13 protein-coding genes are annotated in these 12,730 nt (G+C 65.6%); 8 read left to right on the top strand and 5 right to left on the bottom strand.

The features are described 5' to 3' along the window. Position 1 precedes the first annotated feature (1 nt). The 4 genes from MTX19_RS23540 to MTX19_RS23525 all read left to right on the top strand — a co-directional run bounded on the left by MTX19_RS23540 (position 2) and on the right by MTX19_RS23525 (position 4,787). Entirely contained in the window at positions 2-1,990 is a 1,989-nt protein-coding gene (locus MTX19_RS23540; RefSeq protein WP_280979517.1) for an ABC transporter ATP-binding protein/permease, read from the top strand. A 51-nt stretch (positions 1,991-2,041) separates the two neighbouring features. Beyond that, a complete protein-coding gene (locus MTX19_RS23535) occupies positions 2,042-2,743 on the top strand; it encodes a phosphatidylserine decarboxylase (RefSeq protein ID WP_280986136.1) in 702 nt (233 codons plus the stop codon). A gap of 213 nt (positions 2,744-2,956) precedes the next feature. Then, on the top strand, positions 2,957-3,832 hold the full coding sequence (gene pssA / locus MTX19_RS23530; RefSeq protein ID WP_280978136.1) for a CDP-diacylglycerol--serine O-phosphatidyltransferase: 876 nt from the start codon (positions 2,957-2,959) through the stop codon (positions 3,830-3,832). 235 nt (positions 3,833-4,067) lie between these two features. Then, entirely contained in the window at positions 4,068-4,787 is a 720-nt protein-coding gene (locus tag MTX19_RS23525) for an RraA family protein (protein WP_280979516.1), read from the top strand. 289 nt (positions 4,788-5,076) lie between these two features. Here MTX19_RS23525 and MTX19_RS23520 read toward each other — a convergent pair whose 3' ends face one another. Further along, entirely contained in the window at positions 5,077-5,697 is a 621-nt protein-coding gene (locus MTX19_RS23520) for a TerC family protein (protein ID WP_280979515.1), read from the bottom strand. A gap of 287 nt (positions 5,698-5,984) precedes the next feature. Beyond that, positions 5,985-6,269: a hypothetical protein gene (locus MTX19_RS23515; RefSeq protein ID WP_280979514.1), complete on the bottom strand. Its 285-nt coding sequence runs from the start codon at positions 6,267-6,269 to the stop codon at positions 5,985-5,987. 377 nt (positions 6,270-6,646) lie between these two features. Between MTX19_RS23515 and MTX19_RS23510 the strand changes: the two genes are divergently transcribed. Beyond that, the gene (locus MTX19_RS23510; RefSeq protein ID WP_280979513.1) at positions 6,647-7,477 is read left to right on the top strand and encodes an SDR family NAD(P)-dependent oxidoreductase; all 831 of its coding nucleotides are present in this window, start codon (positions 6,647-6,649) and stop codon (positions 7,475-7,477) included. Between the two features lie 122 nt (positions 7,478-7,599). On the opposite strand, the gene MTX19_RS23505 is transcribed toward MTX19_RS23510, so the two are convergent. From MTX19_RS23505 to MTX19_RS23495, 3 genes are all read right to left on the bottom strand, one after another. Next, a complete protein-coding gene (locus MTX19_RS23505; RefSeq protein WP_280979512.1) occupies positions 7,600-8,196 on the bottom strand; it encodes a DUF2889 domain-containing protein in 597 nt (198 codons plus the stop codon). A 92-nt stretch (positions 8,197-8,288) separates the two neighbouring features. After that, complete coding sequence (locus tag MTX19_RS23500; RefSeq protein ID WP_280979511.1) at positions 8,289-9,845, bottom strand: long-chain fatty acid--CoA ligase; 1,557 nt, start codon at positions 9,843-9,845, stop codon at positions 8,289-8,291. Beyond that, on the bottom strand, positions 9,775-10,557 hold the full coding sequence (locus MTX19_RS23495; protein ID WP_280979510.1) for a TetR/AcrR family transcriptional regulator: 783 nt from the start codon (positions 10,555-10,557) through the stop codon (positions 9,775-9,777). The genes MTX19_RS23500 and MTX19_RS23495 overlap by 71 nt, the downstream gene beginning before the upstream one ends. Positions 10,558-10,631: 74 nt before the next feature. Between MTX19_RS23495 and MTX19_RS23490 the strand changes: the two genes are divergently transcribed. The 3 genes from MTX19_RS23490 to MTX19_RS23480 are packed head-to-tail and all read left to right on the top strand — an operon-like array spanning position 10,632 to position 12,684. Further along, positions 10,632-11,816, top strand: a complete 1,185-nt coding sequence (locus tag MTX19_RS23490) for a lipid-transfer protein (RefSeq protein ID WP_280979509.1) — start codon at positions 10,632-10,634, stop codon at positions 11,814-11,816. 8 nt (positions 11,817-11,824) lie between these two features. Beyond that, the gene (locus MTX19_RS23485; RefSeq protein ID WP_280979508.1) at positions 11,825-12,280 is read left to right on the top strand and encodes a MaoC family dehydratase N-terminal domain-containing protein; all 456 of its coding nucleotides are present in this window, start codon (positions 11,825-11,827) and stop codon (positions 12,278-12,280) included. Further along, positions 12,277-12,684: a MaoC family dehydratase gene (locus MTX19_RS23480; RefSeq protein WP_280979507.1), complete on the top strand. Its 408-nt coding sequence runs from the start codon at positions 12,277-12,279 to the stop codon at positions 12,682-12,684. Before MTX19_RS23485 ends, MTX19_RS23480 begins: the two co-directional genes overlap by 4 nt. Positions 12,685-12,730: the final 46 nt, after the last annotated feature.

Raw genomic sequence — 12,730 nt, 5'->3', positions numbered from 1 at the left:
GATGGCGCCCCCGCAGCCGCATGTGCCTGCCGTCGAGGCGCCCGCAGCCGCGACGCAGGCGGTCGAAAAGGCGACGCTGATCGGCACGCTCGTTCATCTCTGGCCCTATATCTGGCCGGGCGATCGCGCCGATCTGAAGATGCGCGTGGTCTGGTCGGTGGTGCTGCTGCTGTTCGCGAAGCTCGCGACGCTGTCGGTGCCGTTCACCTTCAAATGGGCGATCGATGCGCTGAACGGCGCCGGCTCGGCACCCGTCGCTCCGTCCAACTGGATGATGTGGCTGATCGCCTCGCCGCTTTTGATGACGATCGGCTACGGCGCGGTGCGCATCATCATGGCGGTGCTGACGCAATGGCGCGACGGCATCTTCGCGCACGTCGCCATGCATGCGGTGCGGCGGCTCGCCTACATCACCTTCGTGCACATGCACGAACTGTCGCTGCGCTTCCATCTCGAGCGCAAGACCGGCGGCCTGACCCGCATCCTCGAGCGCGGCCGCACCGGCATCGAGACCATCGTGCGGATGGTGATCCTGCAGCTGATCCCGACCATCGTCGAGGTCACGCTGCTGGCGGCGGTGCTGCTCTGGCAGTTCGACTGGCGCTACGTGCTGGCGGTGCTGCTCACCGTCGTCGTGTTCATGTATTTCACCTACATCGCGACCGAGTGGCGGATCGAGATCCGCCGCAAGATGAACGATTCCGACACCGAGGCGAACACTAAGGCGATCGATTCGCTGCTCAACTACGAGACGGTGAAATATTTCGGCGCCGAGGAGCGCGAGGCAAAGCGCTACGACCGCTCGATGGAGCGTTACGAGCAGGCCAGCGTAAAGACCTATACCTCGCTCGCGGTGCTCAACACCGGGCAGGCGATCATCTTCACCGTGGGCCTGACCGCGACGATGCTGATGTGCGCGCTCGGCATCCGCAAGGGCAGCCATACCGTCGGCGATTTCGTGCTGATCAACTCCATGATGATCCAGCTCTACCAGCCGCTCAATTTCATGGGCATGGTATATCGCGAGATCAAGCAGGCGATCATCGACATCGAGAAGATGTTCGATGTGCTGGCGCGCAATCCGGAAGTGAAGGACATGCCGGACGCCAGGCCGCTCGCCGTGTCCGCCGGCAGCGTGCGCTTCGAGGATGTCCGCTTCGCCTACGAACCCGACCGGCCGATCCTCAAGGGCCTCAGCTTCGAGGTGCCCGCCGGCAAGACGGTCGCCATCGTCGGTCCTTCAGGGGCCGGCAAGTCGACGATCTCGCGGCTGCTGTTTCGGCTCTATGACGTCTCCAGCGGCCGTATCCTGATCGACGGCCAGGACATCAAGTCGGTGACGCAGGCGTCGCTGCGTGCTTCGATCGGCATGGTGCCGCAGGACACCGTGCTGTTCAACGACACCATCCGCTACAACATCCGCTACGGCCGCTGGGACGCCAGCGATGCGGAAGTGGAGGAAGCGGCGCGGCTGGCGCAGATCGACCATTTCATCCGGATGTCACCTAAGGGTTATGAGACCCAGGTCGGCGAGCGCGGGCTGAAACTCTCCGGCGGCGAAAAGCAGCGCGTCGCGATCGCACGCACGGTGCTGAAAGCGCCGCCGATCCTGTTGCTGGACGAGGCGACCTCCGCGCTCGACAGCCACACCGAGGCCGAGATCCAGGACGCGCTGGAGCGCGTCTCGCGCAACCGGACCTCGCTCGTGATCGCGCACCGCCTGTCGACCATTGTCGGCGCCGACGAGATCATCGTGCTGGATCAGGGCCGGATCGCCGAGCGCGGCACCCATGCCCGGCTGCTGGCCGCGGGCGGGCTGTATGCCGGCATGTGGAACCGGCAGCGCGAGGCCGAGGCGGCCCGCGAACGGCTCGCGGAGATTGACGACGACAGCGAGGCGCCCAACCGCCTGCCGCCGCCGGTCGCCGAGCCGGCCCAGGATTCCGCCCCCGTCACGGTCGAGAAGCCCTTGCCGACCGCCGCGGAATAGAGGAAGTAGAGCGCCGATCTCCCGCCGAAGGAGCGGGGAACCCAGCGAGCTCTGATGTCCATCGCCAATTCCATCCGTGCACAGGTCCCGCCGATCCACCCGGAGGGCTATCCCTTCATCGGCGGCTTCGCACTCGCGAGCTTGATCCTGTTCTGGATCTGGACCCCGCTGGGGTGGATCGGGACGCTACTCACCATCTGGTGCGCGCTGTTCTTCCGCGATCCGGTGCGCGTGACGCCGGTGCGCGACGGCATCGTGGTGTCGCCGGCCGACGGCCGCGTCTCCATGGTGGGGCAGGCATTGCCGCCGGCCGAGCTAGGTCTCGGCGACAAGCCGCTGCCGCGGGTCTCCATCTTCATGAGCGTGTTCAACTGCCACGTGAACCGCAGCCCGGTGGCCGGCCGTATCGACCGCATCGCCTATCGGCCGGGCGCCTTCATCAATGCCGAGCTCGACAAGGCGAGCGAGGACAATGAGCGCAATTCGCTGGTGATCTCGACGCCGAACGGCCGGATCGGCGTGATCCAGATCGCGGGGCTGGTGGCGCGGCGGATCGTCTGCTTCGTCAAGGAAGGGCAGTCGATCGGCGCCGGCGAGCGCTTCGGCCTGATCCGCTTCGGTTCGCGGCTCGATGTCTATCTGCCCGAGGGCACCAAGGCGCTGGTCTCGGAAGGGCAGACCGCGATCGCGGGCGAGACGATTTTGGCGGATTTCCGGGGTGGCGATCCCGGCCGGACGTTCCGCGCCGATTGATTGGTAACCCTCATGGTGAGGAGCGCGGAACGCGCGTCTCGAACCATGAGGCCCAACTGTGGCCTACATCCTTCGAGACACCCGCGGCGCGGGCTCCTCAGGATGAGGACGAACGGTGTCGATGATGTGGTTAACTCTGTTTTGTCAGCCCAATCAGCCGGTTCCTGCCGCATTGGCGGAGCGGGCGCGTGCTTGCTATATTAGTAAGCTATGGTGCCATTCGACCCAGACTCTCCCGAGTTTCGCCGCCGGCGGTTCCGCCCGATCCCGGTGCGGATGCTCGTGCCGAACATGATCACGCTGCTGGCGATCTGCGCCGGCCTGACCGCGATCCGCCTCTCGACGGAAGGGCGGATGGAGCTTGCGGTTGCCGCGATTGTGTTCGCCGCGATCCTCGACGGCATCGACGGTCGCGTCGCGCGCATGATCAAGGGCCAGTCGAAATTCGGCGCCGAGCTCGACAGCCTCGCCGACTTCGTCAATTTCGGCGTGGCGCCGGGCCTGATCCTGTATTTCTGGCAGCTGCATGAGCTGAACAATGGCGGCTGGATCGCCGCGATGGTGTTCGCGATCTCCGGCGGCCTGCGCCTGGCGCGGTTCAACGCCTCGATCGACGATCCGAACAAGCCTGCCTTCGCCGCCAATTACTTCACCGGCGTGCCGGCGCCGGCCGGCGCGATTACCGTGCTGCTGCCGATCTATCTCGCCTTCCTCGGCGTGCCGATGCCGCCGGCGACGCTGACGGCGTTCTATACGCTGCTGATCGCGTTCCTGATGGTGTCGCGGCTGCCGGTGTTCTCCGGCAAGACGGTGAAGATGCGCGTGCCGCCGGAAATGGTGCTGCCGGTGTTCGTCGCAGTGGTGTTCTTCGTCGCGCTCTTGATCGGCTATCCCTGGCACATCCTGTCGGCGGGCTCGGTGCTCTATTTGATCAGCCTGCCCTGGGGCTGGAAGTCGTATCGCGACCAGGAGCGCAGTCTTGCCGCGCAAACGCAGGCGGCGAGCGCACCCGCGCCGACAGCGGCACCGGCCTACACGCCGCCGGCCGCGAGCACCGACCAGGACAACCGTCCGGCAAGGTTGAACTGAGGCCGGCCAAACATCTTCAGTCCCTCATGGTGAGGAGCGCGGCACGCGCGTCTCGAACCATGAGGCCCCGCTGGTGGCCTCATCCTTCGAGACGCGGCTTCGCCGCTCCTCAGGATGAGGAGAAAGAGCACTTCCCAAATATCAGCCATGAGCGTTCGCTCGGTTGGGTTCGCGCCCGATCTCGGCTATAGGCTGAGGCCGGCCTGCGCATGCCAAAAATCAGGAGAGAAACGCCGTGACGACATCCGCTTCCGCCCCGCTTCCCGCCTCCGTCCTCGAAGCGTTGGCGCGCTACGATACGCCGACGATCTGCAACGCGATGGAGATCGTGGCGCCGGAGCGCCGGCTGATCGGCTACACGGTGAAGCCGCTGGTTTGCCCGTTTCCGACCCTGCCGCCGATCGTCGGCTACGCCCGCACTGCGACGATCCGCTCGGTGCTGAAATCCGGCCTCTCGGCCGAGGAGCAGTCGAAGCGCCGCATCGAATACTATGAATATGTCGGCACCGGTGCCGGGCCGCGCATCTCCGTGATCCAGGACATCGACGGCCCCGACGTCGGCTACGGCGCGTTCTGGGGTGAGGTGCAGAGCAACGTCCACAAGGCGTTGGGCTGCCTCGGCGTCATCACCGACGGCTCGATCCGCGATATCCCGCAGTGGGCGCCGGGCTTCCAGGCGCTGGCGGGCTCGATCGGCCCGTCGCATGCCTGGGTGCATGCGGAAAGCTTCGGCGGTGAGGTCCGCGTCGCCGGCATGACGGTGCGCTCCAACGACCTGATCCACGCCGACAGCCACGGCGCCATCGTGATCCCCTATGAGGTCGCGGCAAAGTTGCCTGAAGCCGCCGAACTGTGCGGCCGCCGCGAGACGCCGATCCTGGAGATCGCGCGATCGAAGGATTTTTCGCTTGAGAAGCTGAAGGACGCGCTGAAGCGCTCGGCGGAGATCCACTGACGCTGGATAAGGTGAAGTCCAACAGCCGCCGCGACAGAACTGCGCTCCCTCTCCCGCTTGCGGGGGAGGGCTGGGGTGGGGGTGTCACCACGAGTCATATTGTGGAAAGAGCCCCCACCCGGAACGCATCTGACGATGCGTTCCGGCCTAAGAGCGAGCTCCGCTCGTCTCGACCCCGCAAGCGGGAGAGGTGCAGCGAGTCTGCCGCAACGCTTACCTAACTTGATCGCGCGCTGAATGAACGTCTTGTAGAACGGCGGGCCAGCGGACGCCGTTTTACATTCCGCGGTCAGGCCGGGGCGATCCTGGCGACGTCGGAGATGCCGCGAACGGTCATGTCGATGGCGACATAGAGGATCACCAGCAGGCCGACATAGGCGATCCAGCAGTGGGTCTGCAGCAGCCGCGCGATGAACGAGGCCGCCGCGCCCATCAGCGCGATCGAGAGGATCAGGCCGAACACCAGCACGATCGGCTGCTCGCGCGCGGCACCTGCGACCGCGAGCACATTGTCGAGCGACATCGAGACATCGGCGACGATGATCTGCGTGGTGGCCTGAAGCAGCGTCTTGCGTGGCGCCTCCGCATCGTCAGCGCCGTGCCCGGCCATGCCTTCCGCGGCCGACGCGCGCAACTCGCGCCACATCTTCCAGCACACCCAGAGCAGCAGGATGCCGCCCGCCAGCAGCAGGCCGACGATCTGCATGAGCTGCGTCGTGGCGATGGCGAACAGGATGCGCAGCAGGGTCGCGGCGCCGATGCCGATCAGGATCGCCTTGGTGCGTTGCCGCTCGGGTAGGCCAGCAGCGGCAAGTCCGATGACGACGGCATTGTCGCCGGCCAGCACGAGGTCGATGAGGATGACCTGGAGCAATGCGCTGAAAGTTTCGAGTGTGAGAAGTTCGGACATGGGTCATGCTCCCCTTGAGGTCGGGGAGTGGACCGGTTTCGACGTGTTGGCTGTCGCCATCGGGCGGATGGCGAATCCACCACGACGCGGAGCCGCGTCGCGGGTCGAAGCAGGGCCACTCCAATGTTCCAGTCCGACATCGCAGCTTGTGGCTGCCAGAGGGGCCCGGCCTGGGATTTACGGTCGCTAGATCATGATGCGATTAGATTGAAGCGCATCATGATCTCATCTTTTTGTTTGAGCATGATCTTTTCGGAAAACCGGTTTCCACTTTTCCGGATCATGCTCTAGTCCGGACGCAGCGCGGCCTGTTCCTCGAAGAACAGCGCCGCCTGATCCGGCTCGCCGAGGATCGCCGCTGCACACCCCATCAGGGTGAACGCACCGGCAAAATCCCACAGGTTCAAGTGCGCCGAAGTTGTCCGCACGCGGATTGCGTACGCCACGACCGCGGCGATTGCGGCCTGCGCGAACAGCAGGATGCTGAGCACGGGCAGAACGAGCCCGGGCTCGAGCAGGCGGATCGCCGCGATCGCCGGCAGTGCGGTCAGCACGCCGAGCAGGAGCAGCATGCCGAACGGCTCCAGTGACGGAGCATTCCGCGTGATCCTGTTTGGTGTCGATCGGAACATCCTGTGCCCGTTCGCGCATGCCCGGCAGCAACCGCACGCCATGGCTTCGTCGACTTGGACCGACGATACCAGAACCGGGCCATGCCGAGGCGTGACGTGGCGCCGCAGGAGAGGGTTGTCTCATGCGGCGACGGGACGCGCGACAGACCGCGGGAGCAATGGCCGGGATTGAGATATGAAATGCAACCTAAAAATGTTGTGATGTCGAGCTGCAGTTAAAGTGACGTGCTGGCGCGACGGTGGCACGCCATGGCAAAGTCGATATCGCCAATTATCTTTGATGCTGGTGCAGGGAGAACGACCGAAGGACGATGGCAATGAAGATGGAAGGCAAGACGGTGTTGATCACCGGCTCCACCGATGGCGTCGGTCGCTACGTGGCGATGAAGCTCGCCGCCGCCGGCGCCCGCGTCCTGATCCATGGCCGCGATACGACGCGGGCGCAGACTCTCGCCGACGAGATCAAGCGGGTGAGCGGCCGCGAGCCGATGTTCTATCAGGCCGATCTTTCCTCGCTCGCGGAGGTCCGCGAGTTCGCCCAGCTCGTGCTCGACGATCAGGAGAGGCTCGACGTCTTCGTCAGCAACGCCGGCATCGGCTCGCAGAACGAGGGGCCGGCGCGGCAGACCAGCAAGGACGGGCACGAGCTGCGCTTCGCGGTGAACTATCTCGCCGGCTTCCTGCTCACGCACATGCTCCTGCCGCGGCTGAAGGCGAGCGCCCCTTCGCGTATCGTCCAGGTCGCCTCGCTCGGCCAGCATCCGATCGATTTCGACGACGTGATGATCACGAGGAATTACAGCGGCGGGCGCGCCTATGCGCAGAGCAAGCTGTCGCAGATCATGTTCACGATCGATCTCGCGGCGGAGTTGCAGGGGAGCGGCGTGACCGTGAACGCGCTGCATCCGGCGACCTACATGAACACCACGATGGTGCGCGCCAGCGGCACCACGCCGATGTCGACCGTGGAGCAGGGCGGCGACGCCATCCTGCATCTGGTCCACGGCGACGACGTTGCCGACCGAAGCGGGTTGTTCTTCGACGGCATGCGCGAAGCCCGCGCCCATTCGCAGGCTTATGATGCCGAGGCGCGGAGGCGGCTGCGGGCGTTGAGCCTGAAATTGGCGGGATTGTCGGGTAACCCGTAAGGTGGGTTAGCGAAGCGTAACCCACCATCACGCGGATCGGACGGAAGGTGGGTTACGCCTTCTGTCTTCGCTCGTTGAGCTACGGCGAACGTCGTCGGCTAACCCACCCCGCGACCACGGCTCTATGATTCCTGCTTCGCCTCGACAGCTTTCTTCGCGAACTGCGGAAACATCTCGGCCACGACGGGTCCGTCCAGTCGCCACGAGTAGCAGCCGCCGACGAAGAACGGCGGTTCCTTGAGCTCCTGCTGTTGGTCGAGCGAGTCGCGGCCCTGCGGGTTCTTGCCTGACGTTGCCGTCTGGAACAGCGTCGTCACCGCCGGTCCCAACAGCTCCGCGAGATGCGTGTAGGTCTCCAGCCGACCGATCTTGCGCCTGATAATGTCGCGCCAGCCCTTGCCGATGCGCTCGCCGACCAGGCGTTGCAGAATGCCTTCGACATCGAGGCAGGACGGGTAGGGCGTCGAGGCCATCGTCGTGCCGGTCTCGCGGATCGTGAAGCTGTCGTCGACCGCGAGCCGCAGGCGGATGTCGTGCACGGGATCGTCGGGCTGCTGCAGGCCGCGATGGCGGTCGTGCCGCGCATAGGGTTTTGTGTCGACCAGCCGGGCCTCGACCTCCCACAGTCCGTCGTCCCGGAGATAGCCGAGACATTCGACGGAGCGGCGGTGCATCAGGCGGCGCGGCTTGCCGTCGGCATTCGTATCAGGTGCGGACATCGGAACTCGCTGGATTGAATCTAACCGATCCAATCGGCCGCTTGCTCCGATGTCAACGCTTGCTGCTGAAACCACGCCATGCAACGCGCGCGTCAGCTCACGCGCCGGTCGCGGTTCTCCCAGTACGGCCGGCGCAGTTCGCGCTTCAGGATCTTGCCGGCGCCGGAGAGCGGCAGCGGTGTCGAGGTAATGTCGACGCTGCGCGGACATTTGTAGCCGGCGATCAGCGTCTTGCAGTGCTCCATCAGTTCTTCCGGCGTGGCGCTGGCGCCGCTCTTCATCACGACGACGGCGTGAACCTGCTCGCCCCAGCGCTCGCTCGGGATGCCGATCACCGCGCATTGCGCCACCGCCGGGTGCTGTGCCAGCGCGTTCTCGACCTCCGCGGAATAGACGTTCTCGCCGCCGGAGATGATCATGTCCTTGACGCGGTCGACGACGTAGACGAAGCCGTCCTCGTCCATGCAGCCGCCGTCGCCGGTGTGCATCCAGCCGTCGATCACGGCGCGCGCGGTCTCCTCAGGGCGCTCCCAATAGCCCATCATCACGACATCGCCGCGCACCGCGATCTCGCCGACTGTGCCTGATGGCACCACCTTGTCTTCGGCGTCGACGATCTTGACCTCGCAGCCGAGCGTGGCGCGGCCGGCGGCGCGATGCCGGCCCTTGGCACGGCCCTCGCCGATATGCTCCTTCCAGTGCAGCAGCGTTGCGATCGGCGACAGCTCGGTCATGCCGTAGGCCTGGGTGAACTCGACATGCGGCAGCGCCTTCATCGCGCGCATCAGCACGGCGTCGCTGATCGGCGAGGCGCCATAGGCGATCCGTCGCAGCGACGACAGGTCGTAATTGCCGAGCGTGGGATGATCGACGAACATCTGGATCATGGTCGGCACCAGCAGGACGTCGGTGACGCGCTCCTTCTGCATGGCGGAGGCGACGCCATCGGGCGTAAAGCCCTGGATCACGACGTTCGAGCCGCCCGACAGCAGCACCGAATACATCGCCGCGCCATTGGCGAGGTGGAACATCGGCGCCGCATGCAGGTAGGTCGACGTGCCCGGCCACAGGCCTTCGCTGAGCGCGTTCAGCGCGTTAGCCATCAGGTTGCCGTGGCTCAGCATCACGCCCTTGGAGCGGCCGGTGGTGCCGCCGGTGTAGAAGATGCCGGCTAGGTCGCTCGCGCCGCGCATCGCATCCGGCATCGGCAGGTTGCGTGCGATCAGCGTCTCGTAATTCTCCATGCCCTCGGGCATCGCGCCATCGTCGGCATAGACGAGCTTCAGCCCAGGAATGGCCTTCGCCAGCGTCGCGCCGACCGGCGCAAACGCCTTGTCGACGAACAGGATCCCGGCGCGGCAGTCGCGCAGCGCGTCCTCGTTCTCCAGCTGAGACCAGCGGATGTTGAGCGGCACGATCACCGCGCCCGCCCAGCCGACGGCGAGATAAAGCTCGAGATAGCGATCGGAATTCAGCGACAGGATCGCGACGCGATCGCCATCTCTGGCGCCGAGGCCGCGAATGCCGGCGGCGAGGCGGGCGACGCGGTCGCCGACCTCGCGCCAGTTGCGCCGCCGCTCACCGCAGACGACCGCGAGCCCGTTTGGATTGACCTGCAGCGCGCGCCGCAGTCCGTGCGTGATGTTCACTCTTGTCCTCCCTTGATGCGTTTCCCGTGCGAGGCGGTTTGTCCGCCCTCTTGCGCGTTGTTGTGGCGATCCCCTCGGTCAGGCGGATCGCGAATTCCTCGGCCACGGCCTTGCCGGTCATCGGGCCGCCGGGCTGAAACCAGTGTCCGATCCAGTTCAGCGAGCCCGCGATCGCGAAGGCCGAGAGTTTCGGATCGCACGGCCTGATCGAGCCGTCGCCGACGCCCTCGGCGATATAGCTGCGGAAGGCGCGGTCGATCCGCCGCTTCGCCGTCTGGACGATCTTGCGATTGTCCTCGTTGAGATCGCGGACGTCGAAGCGGACGAGGCTCTTGCCGTAGTCGGTGGTCATCAGCTCGGCATATCTGACGGTGAGCTTGCGCAGCTTATCAAGGCCCGTGCCGCCGCCGGCCGAGGTCTCGGCAATGCAATCGTCGACCAGCTCGTTGCCGAGCGACCAGCACTCGAACAGGATCTCGTCCTTGCCGCGGAAATAATTGTAGAGCGCGGGCTTGGTGATGTTCAGCCGCTTGGCGACGTCGTTGAGCGTGGCGCGGTGATAACCCTGCTCCAGGAACAGCGCGACAGCGGTGCGCAACACCGCTTCGCGCTTCTCGTCGCGGGCGCGGCGGCGGCTTTCGAACGGCAGCCAGGGCGACTGGGAGTTGGAGGAGGGGGCGTGGGCGTCCATGGCGTGCGGTGGGGGTCGCATTGACTCCGGAGAATGCCCCGTATATTACCCGTGGGTAATATATAGTCCAGTGGGTAATCTTCGGGAGGACAACGATGACGTCACGCGCCTATGTTGCCGGGGTCGGCATGATCCCGTTCGTCAAGCCCGGCGCCAACGCGCCGTATCACGTGATGGGCGCGGAGGCCGCTAGGCTGGCGCTGGCCGACGCCGGGCTCGACTACGGCCGTGTGCAGCAGGCCTATGTCGGCTATGTCTATGGCGACTCCACCTGCGGCCAGCGCGCGCTCTATCCGGTCGGCATGACCGGCATTCCGATCGTCAACGTCAACAACAACTGCTCGACCGGCTCGACCGCGCTGTTCCTGGCGCGGCAGGCGGTTGAATCGGGCGCCGCGGACTGCGTGATGGCGCTCGGCTTCGAGCAGATGAAGCCCGGCGCGCTCGGCGCAGTCTTCACCGATCGTCCCAGCGCCTTCGATGATTTCGACGCCGCCGCCGACAAGCTGGTCGACGCGCCCGGAGTGCCGCTGGCGCTGCGCTATTTCGGCGGCGCGGGCCTCAGCCACATGAAGAAATACGGCACGCCGCTCAACGCCTTCGCCAAGGTGCGCGCGAAGGCGAGCCGCCATGCCAAGAACAATCCGCTGGCGCTGTTCCGTAAAGAAGTCACCGCGGACGACGTGATGAACGACCAGGTGATCTGGCCCGGCGTGATGACGCGGCTGATGGCCTGCCCGCCGACCTGCGGCGGCGCCGCCGCGATCCTGGTCTCCGAAAAATTCGCCGACCAGCACGGCCTTAACAAGCAGGTCCGCATCGCCGCGCAGGCGATGACGACGGATACGCCCTCGACCTTCGCGGCCGGCGACATGATGCAGGTGGTCGGCTACGACATGGCGCGCGATGCCGCGAAGAAAGTCTACGAGGCCGCCGGCATCGGCCCTGAGGATCTCGACGTCGTCGAGCTGCACGATTGCTTCGCCCATAACGAGCTGATCACCTATGAGGGGCTCGGGCTGTGCGGCGAGGGCGAGGCGGCGCGGTTCATCGACGACGGCGACAACACTTATGGCGGCAAGATCGTCACCAATCCGTCCGGCGGCCTGCTGTCGAAAGGCCATCCGCTCGGCGCCACCGGCCTTGCGCAGTGCTACGAGCTGACGCGGCAGTTGCGCGGCACGGCGGCAGCCACGCAAGTGGAGGGCGCCCGGATCAGCCTGCAGCACAATCTCGGCCTCGGCGGCGCCTGCGTCGTGACGCTGTACGAGCGCGCCTGAGGTCACGCATGGTCGATCAATCCGCCGTCGGGCGTACGTTCACACCCGTGACCGCGCGCGTCGAGCCCGGGCGCCTGCGCTTCTTCCTCGATACGCTCGGCGAGCGCAATCCGCTCTATCGCGACGACAAGGCCGCGCAGGCGGCCGGCTACGCGGCGACACCGGTGCCGCCGACCTATCTGTTCTGCCTGGAGATGATGGACGCGCCCGATCCGTTTGAGTTCCTGACCGCGCTCGATATCGATCTCGCGCGCGTGCTGCACGGCGAGCAGGGCTTCGACTATCATGCGCCCGTTGTTGTCGGCGACACGCTGACCTTCAAGTCCCGTGTCGACGGCGTCACCGACAAGAAGGGCGGGGCGATGACGCTGATCGTCGTCGTCACCGAGGTCACCAATCAGGACGGCGTCCATGTCGCCGACACCTCGCGCACGGTGGTGGTGCGCAATGCGAGGCCGTCATGAGCGCGAACTCTCCATCGGTCGGCGACCGTCTCGTCTACAAGGAGTTTCCGCCGATCACCCGCCATCGCCTCGCGCTGTATTGCGGCGCCTCCGGCGATCACAATCCGATCCATGTCGACATCGACTTCGCGAAGGCGGCCGGTTTCCCCGACGTGTTTTCGCACGGCATGCTCGTGATGGGCTATCTCGGCCAGGCGCTGACCGACGCCGTCGCGCCGTCGCGCATCCGCTCGTTCTCGACACGCTTTGCCGCGATCACCCAGCTCGGCGCCAAGCTGACCTGCGAGGGCACGGTGACCGAGCTGATGGAGCAGGATGGCGAGAAGCGGGCCAAGCTTGCGCTCACTACGAAGGATCAGAACGGCGAGATCAAGCTCGCCGGGGAAGCGATCATTGCGCTGTAACGTGGCGGAGTCGCGCCACGAAGGGACCGGAACGCATCTGACGATG

It is taken from the genome of Bradyrhizobium sp. ISRA464 (assembly GCF_029910095.1).
In the GTDB taxonomy this organism is placed as follows: domain Bacteria; phylum Pseudomonadota; class Alphaproteobacteria; order Rhizobiales; family Xanthobacteraceae; genus Bradyrhizobium.
Note: the sequence above shows the minus strand (reverse complement) of the source record. Positions and strands in the feature narration are given on the sequence as shown.

Bases quoted from the DNA above. Each gene is read 5' to 3' on its own strand.
- MTX19_RS23515 (WP_280979514.1), bottom strand. From the start codon at position 6,269: ATGCTGCTCCTGCTCGGCGTGCTGACCGCACTGCCGGCGATCGCGGCG.
- MTX19_RS23480 (WP_280979507.1), top strand. From the start codon at position 12,277: ATGAGCGCGAACTCTCCATCGGTCGGCGACCGTCTCGTCTACAAGGAG.
- MTX19_RS23540 (WP_280979517.1), top strand. From the start codon at position 2: ATGGCGCCCCCGCAGCCGCATGTGCCTGCCGTCGAGGCGCCCGCAGCC.
- MTX19_RS23485 (WP_280979508.1), top strand. From the start codon at position 11,825: ATGGTCGATCAATCCGCCGTCGGGCGTACGTTCACACCCGTGACCGCG.
- MTX19_RS23510 (WP_280979513.1), top strand. From the start codon at position 6,647: ATGAAGATGGAAGGCAAGACGGTGTTGATCACCGGCTCCACCGATGGC.
- MTX19_RS23495 (WP_280979510.1), bottom strand. From the start codon at position 10,557: ATGCGACCCCCACCGCACGCCATGGACGCCCACGCCCCCTCCTCCAAC.
- MTX19_RS23505 (WP_280979512.1), bottom strand. From the start codon at position 8,196: ATGTCCGCACCTGATACGAATGCCGACGGCAAGCCGCGCCGCCTGATG.
- MTX19_RS23520 (WP_280979515.1), bottom strand. From the start codon at position 5,697: ATGTCCGAACTTCTCACACTCGAAACTTTCAGCGCATTGCTCCAGGTC.
- MTX19_RS23490 (WP_280979509.1), top strand. From the start codon at position 10,632: ATGACGTCACGCGCCTATGTTGCCGGGGTCGGCATGATCCCGTTCGTC.